Below are 20,052 nucleotides of genomic sequence, written 5' to 3' on the forward strand. Positions count from 1 at the left end.
CTCAGAAGCTCCGGGAAATCGTGGTCGAGCCGATGAGGAAGCGCTCCGATAGCGGCAGACTGGCGCCACCCAGCGCCCGCGCATGGATGCCGACCGTTCCCTCGCGGACGGCCGGCAGCCTCAGGCCTTCGCCGTCGATCCTGCCGATGGCCTGGATGACGGCATCGACAAGCCGCCTGCGCACGGCGAGCGGCATCCATCCGTCGATCACCGCGGCTTCGAAATCGATGACGGACGACGCCGCAACGATGGCATAGGCGAGCGCCTGCGAGGCGCTGGCGATCCAGTCGTCAAGCTCGGCACCGATCTCGCCCCAGTCCCCCGGTGATGTCCACAGATGCGAGGCCTCGACGCCGCGTGCGTTGAGCGCCTTCTCCAGCGTGGCGATCGATGCAACGTCGATCAACTGCGTCGGCTTGCCGTCAGGCCCGGGCACTGGCATTGAGCCCAGCGCGCCGGCATTGCCGGTTGGGCCGCCAAACAGCCGGCCGTTCAGCACGATGCCGCCGCCGGCAAAGGCACCGATGTAGAAATAGACGAAATCGCGCGCCGCACCCGCCGCCTGGCCGAACACGAGCTCGGCGCCGCAGGCCGAGGTGGCATCGTTTTGCAGGTAGACCGGAAATTCGCATTGCGCCTGGATGTCGGCGCGGATGTCGCGATGGCGCCATTCGTCCATGATTTCACGCGGCGCGCCGGCGGTATCGGCCCAGTTCCACAATTCGAACGGCATGGCGATGCCAAGCCCGGCGATGCGCTTGTCCTGCGCAGGAGTGAGCTCGCCGCGCATCTTCTTCATGCCGCTCGTAACGAATTCCACCGTCTCGCGCGGCGCCGGATAGCGGTACGAATGCTGCAGCATCGAGCGCACATTGCCGAGGAAATCGATCAGCACGAGCTCGGCGCTGCGCCGGCCGATCTTCAGGCCGATGAAATAGGCGCCGTCGGGATTGAGCGCCATGGGTATCGAGGGCTGGCCAATCTTGCCGCGCAACGGCGCCTGGCGAACGAGCAGGTCGTCCTCCTCCAGCTCGCGCATGATGACTGATACTGTCTGCGCCGAGAGGCCAGTCATGCGTGCGATGTCGGATTTGGCCAGGCTGCCGTGCTGGCGCACCAGCGACAGCACCAGCCGCTCATTGTGGTCCCGCATGCCGCTTTGATTGGTGCCGCGGTGCAGGCGGCTTTCGGCCGCATCGGGCGAGCCGTGCCTTGTAATGCCGGTCTCCACCCCTGTTCCTCCCGTCGTTTCCCCTCAATGCTTTTGGTCTAGAGTGAGTGAACAATCCTGCGTTGTCAATAATAAATAAGAGTGATTTAATTATTGACAGTGCTGGCCGACTGGTGTCTCTTGAGATCGGCGTCGACACTGGGAGATTTCGTCGGACGCGCTGCAGATGCCGGTTGGCCGGCATCCTAAATGGTTCAATGGGAGGAAAATCGTGACCACGTCAAAACTGTTGAAATCCACCGTGTTTGCCGCGGCCGGACTGAGCCTGATGGCGTTTGCGTCGACGGCATCGGCCGCCGGGGTCGGCGCCTGCTTGATCACCAAGACCGACACCAATCCCTTCTTCGTGAAGATGAAGGAAGGTGCCGCCGCGAAAGCCAAGGAAATCGGTGTCGATCTGAAAGCCTATGCCGGCAAGGCGGAAGGTGACAATGAGGGCCAGGTTGCGGCGATCGAATCCTGCATCGCCGACGGCGCCAAGGGCATTTTGATCACCGCCACCGACACTGCGGCCATCGTGCCGGCGGTGAAGAAGGCGCGCGATGCAGGGGTGCTGGTGATCGCTCTCGACACGCAGCTCGAGCCTGCCGATGCCGCGGATGCGACGTTTGCGACCGACAATTTCAAGGCCGGCGAGCTTATCGGCTCCTGGGCAAAGGCTACCTTGGGCGACAAGGCCAAGGATGCGCACATTGCCTACATGGATCTGATCGCCAGCCAGCCCTCCGTCGACGTCCAGCGTGATCAAGGCTTCATGAAGGGCTTCGGCATCGACCTCGGCGATCCCAAGAAGATCGGCGACGAAACCGACGCACGCAACGTCTGTCACGATCTGTCGAGCGGCAATGAGGATGGCGGGCATACTGCCATGGAGAATTGCCTGCAGAAGGATCCGGATATCAACGTCGTCTACACCATCAACGAACCTGCGGCCGCGGGCGCCTACCAGGCGCTGAAAGCCGTCGGCAAGGAGAAGGACGTCCTGATTGTCTCGGTCGATGGCGGCTGCCCCGGTGTCAAGAACGTTGCCGAGGGCGTGATCGGCGCCACTTCACAGCAATATCCATTGCTCATGGCCTCGCTCGGCATCGAGGCGATCAAGACCTTTGCCGACACCGGCAAGAAGCCTGAGCCGTCGCCCGGTCTGAACTTCTACAACACCGGCGTCACGCTGATCACCGACAAGCCTGCCGCCGGCATCGAATCGATCGACACGAAGCAAGGCCTCAGCAAGTGCTGGGGTTGATTTGATCCCCTGATTGGCTCAACTTCAAAAGAACAATAGGGAATGTGGAGCGGTTTCGGCCGCTCCACATCACAGGCGGGGAGGCCGACTTGAGCGTCGAAACAACCAGGAGCAAGGGACCGCAGGAATTCGAGACGGTCCTGGCCGCTAGCGACGCCAGCGTCGCATCATTCGAGACGCATTCCCGCTCGACGTTGGAGAGCATCCAGCACCGCTTGCATAAAAGCCCGGCCATGGTGCCGCTGATCATCCTGCTCATCTCGGTGGTTCTGTTCGCAGTCGTCGTCGGCGGACGCTTCTTTTCTCCCTTCACCCTCACCCTGATCCTCCAGCAGGTGGCGATAACCGGCATGGTCGGCATCGCGCAGACACTGGTGGTGCTCACCGCCGGCATCGACCTGTCAGTCGGCGCCATCATGGTGCTGAGCTCGGTTGTTATGGGCCAGTTTGCCATGCATTACGGTGTTCCAGCGCCGGTCGCCGTTGCCATCGGGCTGCTTGTCGGCGCGATTTGCGGCTTGATCAACGGCATTCTCATCGCCTGGGTGAAACTGCCGCCCTTCATCGTGACGCTCGGCACCTGGTCGATCTACGCTGCCATCAACTTCATCTATTCCGGCAACGAGACCATCCGCAGCCAGGATCTCGAGGCGACGGCACCGCTGCTGCAGTTTTTCGGCGGCTCGTTCAGGATCGGCGGCGCAGTCTTCACCTATGGCGTGCTGTTGGTGCTGATCATGGGGGCAATTGCCTGGTACGTGCTCAATCACACCGCATGGGGCCGGCATGTCTACGCAGTCGGCGACGACCCGGAAGCCGCGGAACTGTCGGGGGTGCGCGTCAGCCGGATGCTGGTCACGGTCTATACCCTGACCGGCATCATTTGTGCCATCGCCGGCTGGGCCTTGATCGGACGCATCGGATCGGTCTCGCCGCAGGCCGGGCAGTTCGAGAACATCAATTCGATTACCGCCGTGGTGATTGGCGGCACATCACTGTTCGGCGGCCGAGGTTCCATCCTCGGGACCATCTTCGGTGCGCTGATCGTCGGGGTGTTCGCGCTCGGCCTCAGGCTTTGGGGGACAGATCCCCAATGGACGCAATTGTCTGTCGGCGCCCTTATCATCATCGCTGTTGGTATCGACCAGTGGATCAGGAAGATCTCGGCATGAACCAGACTCAGGAACCGATCCTTACCGCCCGCAGCCTGGTCAAACGCTACGGTCGCGTCACCGCCCTCGACAATGCCGATTTCGATCTCTATCCGGGCGAAATCCTTGCTGTCATCGGCGACAACGGCGCCGGCAAGTCGTCGCTTATCAAGGCGATTTCCGGCGCGGTCGTGCCCGACGAAGGCGAGATCCGGCTTGAAGGCAAGCCTATTGCATTCAAATCGCCGATGGAGGCCCGCGAAGCCGGCATCGAGACCGTCTACCAGAACCTGGCGCTGTCGCCGGCGCTGTCCATCGCCGACAACATGTTTCTCGGCCGCGAGATCCGCAAGCCGGGCTTTCTTGGCAGCTGGCTGCGCATGCTCGACCGTCCGGCGATGGAAAAGCGCGCCCGCGACAAGCTGACCGAACTTGGCCTGATGACCATCCAGAACATCAGCCAGGCGGTGGAAACTCTCTCCGGCGGTCAACGCCAGGGCGTGGCGGTGGCGCGCGCCGCGGCCTTCGGCTCGAAGATGGTCATCATGGATGAGCCGACGGCCGCGCTCGGCGTCAAGGAGAGCCGCCGCGTGCTCGAACTGATACTCGACGTCAAACGCCGAGGCCTGCCGATCGTGCTGATTTCACACAATATGCCGCATGTCTTCGAGGTGGCGGACCGCATTCACATTCATCGGCTCGGCCGTCGCCTGTGCGTCATCGATCCGAAGCAATATACGATGTCCGACGCGGTCGCCTTCATGACCGGCGCCAAGGTGCCGCCGGAGGCGGCGCTGGCGGCCTGAACAAGAACTTGAGGCCCGCCGCTGAGGGCGCGGTGTTTCAATGCCAAATTGCCGCAGGGCAACCCGGCTTGCGGTCGCCTGAATCCATTGAACATCCGGTGGGATGCATTAGCATTGGCGGAGATGGTGAAAGCCGCATGATCCTGGCAACGTCACGAGAGGCAGCATGACGCGCGCGATGACAACCGAAGCTCCTCTGCCCACCCTCGAAAACCCGGATCCCAAGACGCTCGCCGACGAAGTCTTGCAGGCCCTCAAATACAGGGTCGGCAAGGGCACCAACGTTGCAACCCAGTACGATTGGCTCACCGCCTCGATCAAGGTTGTGCGCGACCGCATCGTCGATCATTGGATGCAGGCGACCCAAGAGGCCTACGCCCAGCAGGAAAAGCGCGTCTATTACCTGTCACTGGAATTCCTCATCGGCCGCTTGATGCGCGATGCCTTCTCCAATCTCGGCCTGATGGACAATATGCGCGAGGCGCTGTCGTCACTTGGCGTCGACCTCGACATCATTGCTGCGCTCGAACCGGACGCTGCCCTTGGCAATGGCGGCCTTGGCCGGCTCGCCGCCTGCTTCATGGAAAGCATGGCTACCGTCGATATCCCCGCGCATGGCTATGGCATTCGCTACGCCAACGGCATGTTTCGGCAGGAGATCCATGACGGCTGGCAAGTCGAACTGCCCGAGACATGGCTCGATCACGGCAATCCTTGGGAGTTCGAACGCCGCGAACGCTCCTTCGAGGTCGGCTTCGGCGGCTCGGTGGAATCGATCACCTCGAAGGATGGCAGGCTCGAGCGCCATGTCTGGAAGCCGACCGAACATGTTCTGGCCGTTGCTTACGATACCCCGGTGGTTGGCTGGCGGGCCAACCGCGTCAACACGCTGCGTCTGTGGTCCGGCATGCCGGTCGATCCGATCCTGCTCGACAAGTTCAACGCCGGCGATCACATCGGCGCGCTCGCCGAGAGCAACAAGGCCGATGCGCTGTCGCGCGTCCTTTACCCGGCCGATTCCCACAAGGCAGGCCAGGAGTTGCGGCTCAGGCAGGAGTATTTCTTCTCCACCGCCTCGCTGCAGGACATCCTTCAGCGTCATCTCAGCCAGTATGGCGACCTGCAATCGCTGCCCGACAAGGCGGCGATCCATCTCAACGACACCCATCCGGCCATCGCCGTCCCCGAGCTGATGCGCCTGTTGATGGATGTCCACGGCATGGATTTCGACCAGGCGTGGAGCATCACCAAGCGCACCTTCGGCTACACCAACCACACGCTGCTGCCCGAAGCGCTGGAAAGCTGGCCCGTGCCGCTATTCGAGCGGCTGTTGCCGCGCCACATGCAGATCGTCTACGCCATCAACGCCGAGGTGCTGCTCGAGGCGCGCGTCTCCGACCAGTTCTCGGACGAGCAGATCAGCCGCATCTCGCTGATCCAGGAAAATGGCGATCGCCGCGTGCGTATGGGCAATCTGGCCTTTGTCGGCTCGCACTCGATCAACGGCGTCTCGGCACTGCATACGGAATTGATGAAGGAGACGGTGTTTGCCGACCTCCACAGGCTCTACCCGGACCGCATCAACAACAAGACCAACGGGATCACACCGCGGCGCTGGCTGATACAGTGCAATCCCGGCCTCACGGCACTCACCCGAGAGGCGATCGGCGACGGCTTCCTCGACGACATCGACGAGATAAAGCTGCTCGATCCTTTCGCCGAGGACGCTGCCTTCCGCGACAAGTTCGCCGCTGTCAAACGGGCGAACAAGACGAGGCTTGCCAATCTCGTTGCCGACCGGCTCGGCATCAAGGTGGACCCCTCGGCGCTGTTCGACATCCAGGTCAAGCGCATCCACGAATACAAGCGCCAGCTCTTGAACATTCTCGAAGCGGTCGCGCTTTACGACCAGATCCGCTCGCATCCGGAGCGCGACTGGATGCCCCGCGTCAAGTTCTTCGGCGGCAAGGCGGCGCCCAGCTATCACAACGCCAAGCTGATCATCAAACTTGCCAACGACGTCGCCCGGGTCATCAACCGCGACCCGGCGGTGCGCGGCTTGCTGAAAGTGGTGTTCGTGCCGAACTACAATGTCAGCCTAGCCGAGATCATGATGCCGGCCGCCGATCTTTCGGAGCAGATATCGACCGCCGGCATGGAAGCGTCCGGCACCGGCAACATGAAGTTCGCGCTGAACGGCGCGCTGACCATCGGCACGCTCGACGGCGCCAATGTCGAGATCAAGGAATGCGTCGGCGACGACAACATCTTCATCTTCGGCCTGACCACCGATGAGGTCGCCGAGCGGCGCAACAATGGTTACGATCCGCGCGCCGTAATCGAGGGATCGCCTGAATTGGCGCAGGCGCTTGCCGCGGTTTCGTCCGGGGTCTTTTCGCCTGACGATCCGGACCGTTATCGCGACCTGATCAACGGCCTTTACCAGAGCGACTGGTTCATGGTCGCTGCGGATTTCGATGCCTACGCCGCCACCCAGCGCGACGTCGATGCCGTCTGGCGCAACAGCCCGGACTGGTACGCCAGAGCCATCCGCAATGTCGCCCGCGTCGGCTGGTTCTCGTCCGACCGCACGATCCGCCAATATGCGAAAGACATCTGGCACGTGCCCGCCTGATGTGATTGCATGAGACCAGGAACAATGTGGCCCTAGTGGAGTGATTTGACCTTCGCATCCCTTGGAAGGTCAGGCGGCCTGCGACTGTCGAATTCAAAACTTCACTAGAAACACGCACTTGGTGCCCGAGGAGGGACACTGCCTGATGAGCAAGCCGCGCGCGACCGTTGCGACAAGCGGGCCGTACGGACTGGCGCCAGCCGGCGATGTCGCGGCGATTGTCGCCGGCACGCATGGCGACCCGTTCTCCGTGCTTGGCGTGCATGAGGCGGGGAAGGGCTTTGTCGGCCGCTGCTTCGTCCCTCATGCCGAGTCCGTCACCGCCTATACGCTGACCGGCAAGAAGGCCGGCGAGCTGTCGAGACGCGACGATCGCGGCTTCTTCGAGGGCAAACTGTCGCTGCGCAAACGCCAGCCGCTGCGCTATCACGCCAGGAACGCCGGCGGCGACTGGTGGCTGACCGATCCATATTCCTTCGGCCCCGTGCTCGGCCCGCTGGACGATTATTACATCGCCGAAGGATCGCATCTCAGGCTGTTCGACAAGCTCGGCGCTCATCTCATCGACCATGAGGGTGCATCGGGCGTACATTTTGCGGTGTGGGCGCCCAATGCAAGGCGTGTCTCGGTGGTCGGCGACTTCAACGAGTGGGACGGCCGCAGGCACACCATGCGCGACCGCCGCGATACCGGTATCTGGGAGCTGTTCATTCCCGACATCGGCGCCGGCCGCCCTTATAAATACGAGATCATCGGGCCGGATGGCGTGAGATTGCCGCTCAAGGCAGATCCGTTCGCCTTCAAATCCGAACTGCGCCCGGCTACCGCCTCGGTGACGGCGCTGCCGCCGGTGCATGAATGGGGCGACGAGGCGCACCGGAACTACTGGCGCAATGCCGACCACAGGCGCGAAGCCGTATCGATCTACGAGGTCCATGCCGGCTCATGGCGGCTTCACGACGACGGCAGCTTCCTGTCATGGGACGAGCTCGCCGACCGGCTGATCCCCTATGTGGTCGAGACGGGTTTCACCCATATCGAATTCATGCCGATCTCCGAACACCCCTATGACCCGTCCTGGGGCTACCAGACGACCGGCCTCTATGCGCCGAGCGCCCGCTTTGGCGATCCGGACGGTTTTGCCCGCTTCGTCGACGGTGCCCACCGCGCCGGCATCGGCGTCATCCTCGACTGGGTGCCGGCGCATTTCCCGGTTGACGAACACGGTCTGGCAAAGTTCGACGGCACCGCACTCTACGAACATGCCGATCCGCGCAAGGGCTTCCATCCCGACTGGAACACCGCGATCTACAATTTTGGTCGTCGCGAGGTGGTCTCGTTTCTTGTCAACAATGCGCTGTTCTGGGCAGAGAAATATCACGTCGACGGTCTGCGCGTCGATGCGGTCGCCTCGATGCTTTATCTCGATTATTCGCGCAAGGCCGGTGAATGGATTCCCAACGAGAGGGGCGGGCGCGAGAACCTGGAAGCGGTCAGCTTCCTGCAACGGATGAACAAGGAGGTCTACGGCCACCATCCGGGTGTGATGACCATCGCCGAGGAATCGACCTCGTGGCCGAAAGTCTCGCAGCCGGTGCACGAGGGCGGACTGGGCTTCGGTTTCAAGTGGAACATGGGCTTCATGCACGACACTCTGGAGTATTTCTCCAAGGAGCCGATCTTCCGCAAGCATCACCACAACGACATCACCTTCGGCCTGGTCTACGCCTTCAGCGAGAACTTCGTGCTGCCGCTGTCCCATGACGAGGTGGTGCACGGCAAGGGAACGCTGCTTAACAAGATGGCCGGCGACGACTGGCAGAAATTCGCGACGCTGCGCGCCTATTACGCCTTCATGTGGGGCTATCCCGGCAAGAAGCTGTTGTTCATGGGCCAGGAGTTCGCGCAACGCCGCGAGTGGAGCGAGGCGCGCGCGCTCGACTGGAACCTGCTCGATTTCCGGCTCCACCGTGGTGTCTGGCAGACGGTGCGCGATCTCAACTATCTCTACCGCTCGCGCCCGGCGCTGCATGCCCGCGACTGCGAGCCGGAGGGCTTTTCCTGGCTGATCGTCGATGACAGCGCGAATTCGGTGTTCGCTTGGCTGCGCAGCGCGCCGGGCGGCAACCCGGTCGCCGTCATTTCCAACTTCACGCCGGTGCCGCGCGACAATTACCGCGTGCCGTTGCCGCAGACCGGAAAATGGCGCGAGATCATCAACACCGACGCCACGGACTATGGCGGTTCCGGCAAGGGCAACAGCGGCCTCGTCGAGGCTCGGGCGGAAGGAGGAGGCATTTCGGCGACGATGCTTTTGCCGCCGCTGTCGACGATCATGCTCGAATTCGTCCCGGACTGAGCTATGTCTGGAGCATCTAACCTGGGAGGATAGGAATGGCTGAAACAAAACGAACACAGCCGCTGGCACGCGACGCCATGGCTTATGTGCTGGCCGGCGGCCGTGGCAGCCGGCTCAAGGAACTGACCGACCGCCGCGCCAAGCCGGCGGTCTATTTCGGCGGCAAGACCCGCATCATCGATTTCGCGCTGTCCAATGCGCTCAATTCCGGTATCCGCCGCCTCGGCGTCGCCACCCAGTACAAGGCGCATTCGCTGATCCGCCACCTGCAGCGCGGCTGGAACTTCCTGCGGCCCGAGCGCAACGAGAGTTTCGACATCCTGCCGGCCAGCCAGCGTGTGTCGGAAACACAGTGGTATGAGGGCACCGCCGACGCCGTGTACCAGAACATCGACATCATCGAGGCCTATGGGCCGGAATACATGGTCATCCTGGCCGGCGACCACGTCTACAAGATGGATTACGAATTGATGCTGCGCCAGCATGTAGAGGCCGGCGCCGATGTCACCGTCGGCTGCCTCGAAGTGCCGCGCATGGAAGCCACCGGCTTCGGCGTCATGCATGTCGACACCAAGGACACCATCATCTCCTTCATCGAAAAGCCCGCCGATCCGCCGGGCATTCCCGACAAGCCGGATTTTGCGCTGGCCTCGATGGGCATCTATGTGTTCAAGACCAAGTTCCTGATGGAGCAATTGCGTCGCGATGCGGCGGAGCCCGGCTCCAGCCGCGACTTCGGCAAGGACATCATCCCCTACATCGTCGAACACGGAAAGGCGATCGCGCATCGCTTCGCCAAATCATGCGTGCGCTCGACCGCCGAGAACGAAGCCTATTGGCGCGACGTCGGCACGGTCGACGCCTATTGGGAAGCCAATATCGACCTGACCGACATCACGCCGGAACTCGACCTCTACGACCGCGACTGGCCGATCTGGACCTACGCCGAGTTGAAGCCGCCGGCAAAGTTCGTGCATGACGAAGATGGCCGCCGCGGGTCGGCCGTGTCGTCTCTCGTGTCGGGCGATTGCATCGTTTCGGGCGCTTCGCTGAAGCGAAGCCTGATCTTCACCGGCGCGCGCATCAATTCCTATTCGACGCTGGAGGAGGTCGTCATGCTGCCCGACGTCCATGTCGGCCGCAACGCCAGGCTGAAGCGCGTGGTCATCGATCACGGCGTCAGGATCCCGGAGGGGCTGGTGGTCGGCGAGGATCCTGTCCTCGATGCCAAGCGTTTCCGCGTTTCGGAAAAAGGCATCTGCCTGGTCACGCAGGACATGGTCAACAGGCTGGGATCGTAGTGCATGCAGGTTCTGTCGGTGGCGCCCGAGATCTTTCCGCTGGTCAAAACCGGAGGGCTCGCCGACGTGACTGGCGCCTTGCCCGTGGCATTGGCCGGCAACGGCGTCAACATGCGCACGCTCGTCCCCGGCTATCCTCAGGTGATGGGCGCCTTCAGGAAAAAGAAGGCGGTTCAGCAATATCCATTGCTGCAGGGTGGGAAGGCTTCGGTGCATGCCGTCCAGATCGCCGGGCTCGACCTGTTTGTGCTCGACGCGCCGCATCTTTTCGACCGTCCCGGCGGCCCGTACGGCAACGCGGCCGGCGCCGACTGGCCGGACAATTGGCGGCGGTTCGCGGCCTTGAGCCAGGTCGGCGGTGATATTGCTGCCGGCGCCATCTCCGGCTACCTGCCCGATATCGTCCATGCCCATGACTGGCAGTCGGCAATGACACTCGCCTATATGCGCTACGGCAAGGCGGTCGGCACGCCGTCGATGATCACCGTCCATAACCTCGCCTTCCAGGGCCAGTTCGGCGCCGGCATCTTTGGCGAGCTTGGCCTGCCGGCGGCGGCGATGGCGCTCGACGGCGTCGAATATTATGGCGGCGTCGGCTTCCTCAAGGCCGGCCTGCAGGCCGCCTGGGCGATCACCACGGTCAGCCCGACCTATGCGCAGGAAATCCGCTTGCCCGAATTCGGCATGGGCCTCGACGGCCTGATCAACATGCGCTCCGTCGATCTCCATGGCATCGTCAACGGCATCGATACCGAGATCTGGAACCCGGAAACCGACACGCATCTGGTCTCCAACTACACGGCAAAGACGCTTAAGGCGCGAATGCCCAACAAGGCCGCGGTCGAGGACCGTTTCAGCCTCGATCGCGATGACAGCCCGATCGTCTGCGTTGTCAGCCGGCTGACCTGGCAAAAGGGCATGGACATATTGGCGGCCGCCGTCGACGGTATCGTCGCGGCAGGTGCACGGCTGGCAATCCTTGGGTCTGGCGACGCCGGGCTCGAAGGCGCGTTGCTTGCCGCCGCAGCCCGCCATCGTGGTCGCATTGGCGTCGTCGTCGGCTATGACGAGGGGCTCTCCCACACCATGCAGGGCGGCTGCGACGCCATCATTATCCCGTCGCGCTTCGAACCTTGCGGGCTGACGCAGCTTTACGGCCTGCGCTATGGCTGCGTGCCGGTCGTCGCGCGTACCGGCGGCCTTGCCGACACGGTTATCGATGCCAACGAAGCCGCCATCTCTGCCGGCGTGGCGACCGGCTTCCAGTTTGCGCCCCCCATTGCTGGCGCCCTGCTGCACGCCATCCGCCGCCTTGTCGAAGCGCATGCCAATCCCGCGGTGTGGGCGTCGATGCAGCGGCAAGGCATGAAGGCCGACGTGTCGTGGGACAAAAGCGCCGAAAAATATGTCCAACTCTATCGCTTGTTGCTTTCGAAAAGGGCTGCCTGACTGATGATCCGCACTGTCGCCACCAAACCCTATCCCGACCAGAAGCCCGGCACCTCCGGGCTGCGTAAAAAGGTCCCGGTGTTCCAGCAGGAGCACTATGCCGAGAACTTCATCCAGTCGATCTTCGACGCGCTGGACGGGTTCGAAGGCAAGACCCTGGTGATCGGCGGCGACGGCCGCTTTTATAACCGCGAGGTCATCCAGAAGGCCATCGCCATGGCCGCGGCAAACGGCTTCGGCAAGGTGATGGTCGGGCAGGGCGGTATCTTATCCACGCCGGCCGCTTCGCATGTCATCCGCAAATACAAGACCTTCGGCGGCATCATCCTGTCCGCCAGCCACAATCCGGGTGGCCCGCATGAGGATTTCGGCATCAAGTACAATGCCGGCAATGGCGGCCCGGCGCCGGAAAAGCTGACCGACGCGATCTTCGAAAAAACCAAGGTGATTTCGAGCTTCAAGATCGCCGATATCCGACCGGTCGACATCGACACGATCGGCACGGTCGAGGCAGGAGACATGACCGTCGAGATCATCGATCCGGTCGCCGACTATGCCGAACTGATGGAAAGCCTGTTCGATTTCAATGCCTTGCGGGCGTTGTTCAAATCAGGCTTCCGCATGCGCTTCGACGCCATGCATGCGGTGACCGGCCCCTATGCCAAGGAGATCCTCGAAAACCGGCTAGGGGCGCCGAACGGCACCGCTCGTAATTTTATCCCGCTGCCGGATTTCGGCGGCCACCATCCCGATCCCAATCTGGTGCATGCAAAACACCTCTACGACGAGATGATGGGGCCGGATGCGCCCGACTTTGGCGCGGCCTCCGACGGCGACGGCGACCGCAACCTGATCATCGGCAAGGGCATTTTCATCACCCCGTCGGATTCGGTGGCGATGCTCGCCGCCAATGCCCATCTGGCTCCGGGTTACAAGGCCGGGCTGAAAGGCATCGCCCGTTCGATGCCGACCAGCGGTGCTGCCGACCGGGTCGCCGAAAAGCTCGGCATCGGCATCTATGAAACGCCAACCGGCTGGAAGTTTTTCGGCAATCTGCTCGATGCCGGCATGGCGACGATCTGCGGCGAGGAGAGTGCGGGGACCGGCTCCAATCATGTCCGCGAAAAGGACGGCCTGTGGGCCGTGCTTTTGTGGCTCAACATCCTTGCCGCGCGCGGCGAAAGCGCCAGGCAGATCGTCACCGAGCATTGGGCGGCCTATGGGCGCAACTACTATTCGCGCCACGATTACGAGGAGGTCGAGACCGATCGCGCCAATGCGCTTGTCGACGAACTGCGCGGCAAACTTGGCTCGCTGCCGGGCACCAGCGTGCGCGGCATGACAATCGCCAGCGCCGACGATTTCGCCTATCACGATCCGGTCGACGGCTCGGTCAGCAAGAACCAGGGCATAAGAGTATTGTTCGAAGGCGGCTCGCGCGTCGTCTTCCGCCTGTCCGGCACCGGCACCTCGGGCGCGACGCTGCGCCTTTATTTCGAGCGCTACGAGCCAGACAAGAGCCGCCACGATCTCGACACCCAGGAGGCGCTTGCCGATCTGATTGCGGCGGCCGACGACATTGCCGGGATTCGCAGCCATACCGGCCGCGCCAAGCCGAGCGTGATTACGTGAGCTTGGAGCGGCGCGCCTTTCCTTCTCCCCTTGTGGGGTCCGAAGGACGGGGCGAGACCCGTGGCTCGCCCCCGGGCGGTGGATCGGCGCGAAGCGCCGAGACGGATGAGGGGTGTTGGAAGGAATGCCGTCCGCGCCAAGCTGGAGCACCCCTCATCCGTCGCCTTCGGCGACACCTTCTCCCACAAGGGGAGAAGGGGGAGCTAACCTGGCAACGCCTCAAACTGTCTACGACCTGCTGCTGTGAGCGCGCGTGAGCCAACTCGGCGCAACCATCACCAAAGAAGGCATTCGCTTCGCCGTATGGTCCTCGTCGGCTCGGCGCATCTGGGTCTCGATTTTCGACGAGCGAGGAAGGCGCGAGATCGACCGGCTTGAACTGCAGCCCGAGGGCGACGGCGTGCATACGCTTTTTGTTGCCGGTCTCGCCGCCGGCACCCGATACGGGTTCCGCGCCGATGGCGACTACGCGCCGGAACAGGGGCTCTGGTTCGATCCCGACAAGCTGCTGGCCGATCCCTATGCCGTCGAGATCGACAGACCCTATGCCTATGACGGCCGGCTCGCCGCACGCCAGGGCGAGGGGGGCGACACGGCGTCGCTGATGCCGAAGGCCATTGCCGGCGCCTTGCCGGAACCCTTGCCCGCCTTGCCGCCTCTGTTTAGGCCCGGCGGCCTCATCTACGAGGTGCAGGTGCGCGCCTTCACAAAGCTGCATCCCGACATTCCCGAGAAGCAACGCGGCACCATTGCAGCCCTCGCTCATCCTCTTGTTGTCGAGCATCTGCAAAAACTCGGCGTTGCAGCCGTGGAGTTGATGCCGGTGACTGCATCGATCGACGAACGGCATTTGCCGCCGCTCGGGCTGGGCAACGCCTGGGGCTACAATCCCGTGACCTTCATGGCGCTGGATCCGCGACTGGCGCCCGGCGGTCTGGCTGAGCTGCGCGAAACGGTCGCCGCGCTGCGCGAGGCTGGCATCGGTACCATTCTCGACCTGGTGTTCAACCACACCGGCGAAAGCGACCGGCTCGGCCCGACATTGTCGCTGCGCGGGCTCGACAACCGCGCCTACTACCGGCACGAGGCCGACGGCGCTCTGGTCAATGACACCGGAACCGGCAATATGGTTGCCTGCGATCATCCGGTCGTCCGGGAAATGGTTCTCGACACGCTTCGCCACTTTGTCCAGCACGCCGGTGTCGACGGGTTCCGCTTTGACCTGGCGCCGATCCTTGGCCGCGTCGACGGCGTTTTCGACGCCGATGCGCCGCTGCTGAACGCCATTCGCAACGACCCAGTTCTTGCCGACCGTGTGCTGGTCGCTGAGCCCTGGGACATCGGACCGGATGGCTATCAGCTCGGCAATTTTCCGCCGCCCTTCCTCGAATGGAACGACAAATACCGTGATGATATCCGCCGCTTCTGGCGCGGCGACGGCGGCATGATCGGTACGCTGGCGACGCGGCTTGCGGGGTCGTCCGATGTCTTTGCCAAACCAGGCCAGGCAACGGTCCGCAGCATCAATTTCATCGCCGCACATGACGGGATGACACTGGCCGACATCGTTGCCTATGAACACAAGCACAACGAGGCCAATGGCGAACAAAACCGCGACGGCCACGACGACAACCTGTCCTGGAACAATGGCGTCGAGGGCCAGACCGACGACCAGTCAATCGTTACGGCCCGTTTCGATGACCAACGCGCACTGCTGGCGACGCTCTTTGCCTCGCGCGGCACGATCATGCTGACGGCCGGCGACGAATTCGGCCGCACGCAGCGCGGCAACAACAACGCCTACGCGCAGGACAATGACATCACCTGGCTCGACTGGGCCGGGCGCGACCGGGCGCTGGAGCGGTACACGGCTCTGCTCGCCAAGATGCGTCGTGCCGCGCCGGCGCTTTTGGACGCAAGCTTTCTCACCGGCGAGCCTGCGGCCGGCTCGGAAATAGCTGACGTCGTCTGGCTGAGCGAAACCGGCGTGCCGCTCGACGAAGCAGCCTGGCACGATCCTAGGCGGCATCGGCTGGTCATGGTTCTCGGCGATGAGGACGGTCGCCTTGCCGTGATCATCAATGGTGACCGTCGGGCCTGCATGTTCACGCTGCCGGAACGGGCGGGTTTTCATTGGTGCCCAGCCATCGAAACGGATAGTGGCGATATCTCACGGCCGGTTTTGGGGCGAACGGTCATATTCATGATCGAAAGCAGGGCCGCGCAGGCGGGCGCAGGGGAGAGCCATGATGGGTGACAATGCCGAATGGTGGCGCGGCTGCGTCATCTACCAGATCTACCCGCGCTCCTTCCAGGACACGACAGGCGACGGTAGCGGCGATCTCCTCGGCATCACCTCGAGGCTTGCCCATGTCGCATCGCTCGGTGTCGACGCCGTTTGGCTGTCGCCTTTCTTCAAGTCGCCAATGGCCGACATGGGCTACGACGTATCGGATTACTGCGCCGTCGATCCGATGTTCGGCACATCAGAGGATTTCGACGCGCTGATTGCAGAGGCGCACCGGCTCGGCCTGAAAGTGATCATCGACCAGGTCTTGTCACATTCGTCGGATCGGCACGAATGGTTCGTCGAAAGCCGAACGAGCCGCGATAACGCCAAGGCCGACTGGTACGTCTGGGCCGATGCGAAGCCCGACGGCACCGCGCCCAACAACTGGCTGTCGCTTTTCGGCGGCCCCGCCTGGGAATGGGACGCAACGCGCAGGCAATATTACCTGCATAATTTCCTCGCCTCGCAGCCGGACCTGAATTTCCACAATCCGCAGGTGCAGGACGCCTTGCTGGAAACGGTGCGGTTCTGGCTCGAGCGTGGCGTCGACGGTTTCCGGCTGGATACGGTCAACTATTACGTCCACGACCGCTGGCTCCGCAGCAACCCGCCTTTGGCGGAAAGCGTCGCCGGCACCAATACGGCAACCAGCCCCTATTTTTACCAGGAGCATCTGTTCGACAAGACGCAGCCGGAAAACCTTGCTTTTCTCAGGCGCTTCCGGGCGTTGCTTGACGAGTACGAAGGCCGCGCCGCGGTCGGCGAGATTGGTGACGAAAGCCGTTCGTTGCAGACGCTTGCCGCCTACACGGGCGGCGGCGACAAGCTCCAAATGTCCTACACGTTCGACCTGCTTGGCCCGCAATTCTCCGCGGCGCATGTGCGCGGTTGTGTCGAGGCCTTCGAGAGTACGGTGTTCGACGGCTGGGTTTGCTGGGCATTCTCCAACCACGATGTCGTGCGCCATGTCAGCCGCTGGACAAGGCCGGGCGGCGATCCGGACAGGGTGGCGAAATTCTCAATCGTGCTGCTTTCTTGCCTGCGCGGGTCGATCTGCCTCTATCAGGGCGAGGAGCTCGGGCTGGAGGAGGCCGAGCTGGCGTTCGAGGATTTGCGCGATCCTTTCGGCATCCGCTTCTGGCCGGAGATCAAGGGGCGGGATGGGTGCCGCACGCCGATGGTCTGGGAGGCTGGCGCCGATAATGCCGGCTTTTCAACCGGCAAGCCGTGGCTTCCGGTCCCGGCAAACCATCGCGCCCGCGCGGTCGATGTCCAGGACGGCGAGCAAACCTCCGTCCTGGCGAGCTACCGGGCGATGCTGGCCTTGCGCAAGCAGCATCCGGCGCTGGTTCGAGGCTCGATCCGGTTTCTCGATGCTGAGGGCGACGTCCTTGCCTTCATTCGCGAATGCGGTGACGAAAAGCTGCTCTGCGTCTTCAATTTTGCCGATGAGCCGGCCGGCTGGCAATCGCCGCCGGATCTGGATGTGATAGAGCCGATAGATCTTGGCAGTACTACCGGCGTCTTGCAGGAAGGAGCTCTATCCCTGCCGCCGCTCGGCTGCTTTCTCGGCCGGATCGGCTGATCTCTATTTGATCTCATTGAACGAGTACGGAGCGCCCGCAAGTCGCGCCGACAACCCGGACATCGGCCTCGCCGACATGCACGCCAAGCGCTGCAAGAACGTTATAAACCAGTGCGTCGACAGGCGCCGTCACGCCGTTCAGAACCGTTACCACCGCCGGCTTCACCGTTCCGAGCAGAGCCGTCACGTCCAGCCCGAGGCCCAGCGCATTGACCGAGAGCGACAGCCCGCTGACCAGTGACGTGGTGAGCGATTGCGTCAGGTTCTTCGTCGAAACCGTCTTTATCGTCTTGTTGGCGATATCGGTGCTGTCGAACGTCAATGTGGTCGGATCGTTGTTGGTGATCGCAAGTGCTGAAGAACCCTTCACATCGAGCAGATTGAGGGTGAGCAGCAGGAGCTTCACGCTTACCTGTGCAATCGTGGCATCGGAGAACGATTGCGGATTGCTGAAATCGGCGAAGGCCGATGGGTTGTTGTCGGCGTCGCTGGCGGCAAGGTGCAGCGAGGCCACGCCAGGCTGCGCGGCGATCGAGACCTTGATGCTATCCGGCCGGCCCGTCGGGCAGCTGATGTCGGTTAGTTTGGCTTCCGCATAGGCGACTTCGACATGCAGAGGCAGGTTGACGGACAGCAGACTGATGCCGCCGCCGAGATTGGAATTGCCGATGCCGACTGTGGTGACCAGCTTGATTCGTGTCTGCGCAGTGCGCACCACGGTGCCTTTTTCCCCGACGGCCAGCCAGGGTGAATATTGCATCGGTTCACCGATGGCGACGGCGAGCGTGGTGGAGGTAAGTCCCGGAATAGTGGCGCCGAGATCGACCTGGACCTGGTTTGAGCCATTGGCCAGCGAGGCGGCGGCACCCAGCATGCCCATCGCGCTTGCGTCGACGGAAAAGCCTGGAGACTTTTGTCCGAGGCCGAGCTTGCCGATCGAACCAAGGTCGACAAGATGATTGAGCGGTATCTTGGCCGTGTTGGTAGCCCTCGACGCGATTGTCTGTAGGACAAGTTTGCTGGCGCTGCCCGTCCCCGAAGCATTGGCCATGGCGGTCGCGATCTGGCCTACCGTCGCTTTCGAGGCCAGCACTTCGGAATAGCTGACGCCGGTCAGTTGCAACTGCACCGCAAGGGCATCGACGAACGAAAGCACGTTGACGTCGGCCGAAATCAGCGCGTTGTAGTCCATGACGCTGAGCGAGATGTTTCCGCCCAGCAGCTTACTGAGAAGCGCGTTGAGGATGCCGCCGTTGACGCTGAGAAGCCTGGATCCGACCGAGAACATCGCTTGCGGCGTCATGCTGGCAATGGCTTCGGTGCCGACAACCGGAGTAGGGATGAGCGAACTGGCGAAATACCGGGCGGGGATTTTGTGTAGAGTGACGCGAACGGCGTTGTAAGGCGTTTTACCGGCTTCGAAGCGCTTGTCGACCCCGACCGAGGACGCCGCTGAGTATCGGCCGCCGGTGACGGACACGACGGTTTTCCCAACCGTGGGAACGATTGTCTCACCCGGCTTTTGAACAATGATGCCGGGCATTCGGTTGTCACTGAGCGTGGTTACCGCCGCGGCTTCCATATTGTTGATGTTCGACGCCGCGGTGATCGCCGCCAGATCGGTCATCGCCTGGGCTTCCCTGCGCTCCGTGTAGATCGAACCTTCGTCGACAGCGAAGGCCGCCAGCCCCAGCGCGAATGGCGCTATCAGCGCAGTCATGACGGCAAAGTTCGCCTTCTTGTCGCCAACGATGGAGCGAGCGATCCGCCCGATGCCCCTCAGCAAGAACTGCGACATTTCAAATGCCTCCAATCCTGATGGTAGACCTGCGCGAGATCGTGGTTTGCGGCATCGCAAGGCTGGGCAACAGGTTCCAGATCGGCAGGTTGCTGGCATCGTACTGGATCGACACGACGAACTGATTTCCGTCGGCCGTGCTGTCCGTCGCCTGATAGGTCAGCTTGCCGGAATCGACGAACGGGTATCCACTGGCATTGTTTTTGACGAAACCCGCCACCAGCGCCTGGCGCTCGGTTTGGTTCAATCCGGCAATTGCAGTACGGGCGGCATCGGCGGCGATTTGCTGCAACGAGTTGCTTGCACCAAAATAGATACCATATGCAACCATTCCGAGTACGAGCAGGATAAAGATCGGGGAAAGCAGGGCGAATTCGACCGCGGAAGTTCCGGATTCTTCTCCAATTTTGCGTAGATTTGCCCTTATTGGGCGCAATATTTTACGCTTTAATGTGACAGTATTACTGTCTATCTTGTTCATTGCCCTTGCCCGTTGGACCATAAAGGTCGATGTGCCGAACCCATCGGGATTTGTAACCCTTGGTTGCCTAAGAACCAATTAATACATT

13 protein-coding genes are annotated in these 20,052 nt (G+C 62.3%); 10 read left to right on the top strand and 3 right to left on the bottom strand.

Annotated features, from left to right (window positions below; genetic code table 11):
• Position 1: 1 nt before the first annotated feature.
• Positions 2-1,231 carry an ROK family transcriptional regulator gene (locus tag NKH29_RS17795; protein WP_352494808.1) on the bottom strand — a complete coding sequence of 410 codons (1,230 nt, stop codon included), beginning with the start codon at positions 1,229-1,231 and terminating at the stop codon, positions 2-4.
• A 229-nt stretch (positions 1,232-1,460) separates the two neighbouring features.
• Here NKH29_RS17795 and NKH29_RS17800 point away from each other — a divergent pair, with 229 nt between their 5' ends.
• The 10 genes from NKH29_RS17800 (at position 1,461) to bglA (ending at position 17,685) form a co-directional block, all read left to right on the top strand.
• Positions 1,461-2,477 (top strand): sugar ABC transporter substrate-binding protein, encoded by a 1,017-nt coding sequence (locus NKH29_RS17800; RefSeq protein WP_023718453.1) that lies wholly within the window; start codon positions 1,461-1,463, stop codon positions 2,475-2,477.
• Between the two features lie 89 nt (positions 2,478-2,566).
• Positions 2,567-3,649, top strand: coding sequence for an ABC transporter permease (locus NKH29_RS17805; protein ID WP_023718452.1), 1,083 nt, complete (start codon positions 2,567-2,569; stop codon positions 3,647-3,649).
• Positions 3,646-4,434 (top strand): ATP-binding cassette domain-containing protein, encoded by a 789-nt coding sequence (locus NKH29_RS17810; RefSeq protein WP_023718451.1) that lies wholly within the window; start codon positions 3,646-3,648, stop codon positions 4,432-4,434. Before NKH29_RS17805 ends, NKH29_RS17810 begins: the two co-directional genes overlap by 4 nt.
• Before the next feature lie 166 nt (positions 4,435-4,600).
• Positions 4,601-7,069 carry a glycogen/starch/alpha-glucan phosphorylase gene (locus NKH29_RS17815; protein ID WP_023718450.1) on the top strand — a complete coding sequence of 823 codons (2,469 nt, stop codon included), beginning with the start codon at positions 4,601-4,603 and terminating at the stop codon, positions 7,067-7,069.
• Between the two features lie 145 nt (positions 7,070-7,214).
• Complete coding sequence (gene glgB, locus NKH29_RS17820; RefSeq protein WP_353000209.1) at positions 7,215-9,428, top strand: 1,4-alpha-glucan branching protein GlgB; 2,214 nt, start codon at positions 7,215-7,217, stop codon at positions 9,426-9,428.
• Positions 9,429-9,463: 35 nt separating this feature from the next.
• Positions 9,464-10,729 carry a glucose-1-phosphate adenylyltransferase gene (glgC, locus tag NKH29_RS17825; protein WP_023718448.1) on the top strand — a complete coding sequence of 422 codons (1,266 nt, stop codon included), beginning with the start codon at positions 9,464-9,466 and terminating at the stop codon, positions 10,727-10,729.
• A 3-nt stretch (positions 10,730-10,732) separates the two neighbouring features.
• A complete protein-coding gene (glgA, locus tag NKH29_RS17830; RefSeq protein ID WP_352549172.1) occupies positions 10,733-12,178 on the top strand; it encodes a glycogen synthase GlgA in 1,446 nt (481 codons plus the stop codon).
• Between the two features lie 3 nt (positions 12,179-12,181).
• The gene (locus NKH29_RS17835; RefSeq protein WP_023718446.1) at positions 12,182-13,810 is read left to right on the top strand and encodes an alpha-D-glucose phosphate-specific phosphoglucomutase; all 1,629 of its coding nucleotides are present in this window, start codon (positions 12,182-12,184) and stop codon (positions 13,808-13,810) included.
• A gap of 253 nt (positions 13,811-14,063) precedes the next feature.
• Complete coding sequence (gene glgX / locus NKH29_RS17840; protein ID WP_352515685.1) at positions 14,064-16,067, top strand: glycogen debranching protein GlgX; 2,004 nt, start codon at positions 14,064-14,066, stop codon at positions 16,065-16,067.
• Complete coding sequence (gene bglA / locus NKH29_RS17845; protein WP_353000212.1) at positions 16,057-17,685, top strand: beta-galactosidase BglA; 1,629 nt, start codon at positions 16,057-16,059, stop codon at positions 17,683-17,685. Before glgX ends, bglA begins: the two co-directional genes overlap by 11 nt.
• Positions 17,686-17,698: 13 nt before the next feature.
• Here bglA and NKH29_RS17850 read toward each other — a convergent pair whose 3' ends face one another.
• Positions 17,699-19,483, bottom strand: coding sequence for a pilus assembly protein TadG-related protein (locus NKH29_RS17850; protein WP_023718443.1), 1,785 nt, complete (start codon positions 19,481-19,483; stop codon positions 17,699-17,701).
• A 1-nt stretch (position 19,484) separates the two neighbouring features.
• Positions 19,485-19,964 (bottom strand): TadE family protein, encoded by a 480-nt coding sequence (locus NKH29_RS17855; protein ID WP_084642568.1) that lies wholly within the window; start codon positions 19,962-19,964, stop codon positions 19,485-19,487.
• Positions 19,965-20,052: the final 88 nt, after the last annotated feature.

The sequence above is a fragment of the Mesorhizobium sp. M1295 genome (assembly GCF_040318135.1).
In the GTDB taxonomy this organism is placed as follows: domain Bacteria; phylum Pseudomonadota; class Alphaproteobacteria; order Rhizobiales; family Rhizobiaceae; genus Mesorhizobium.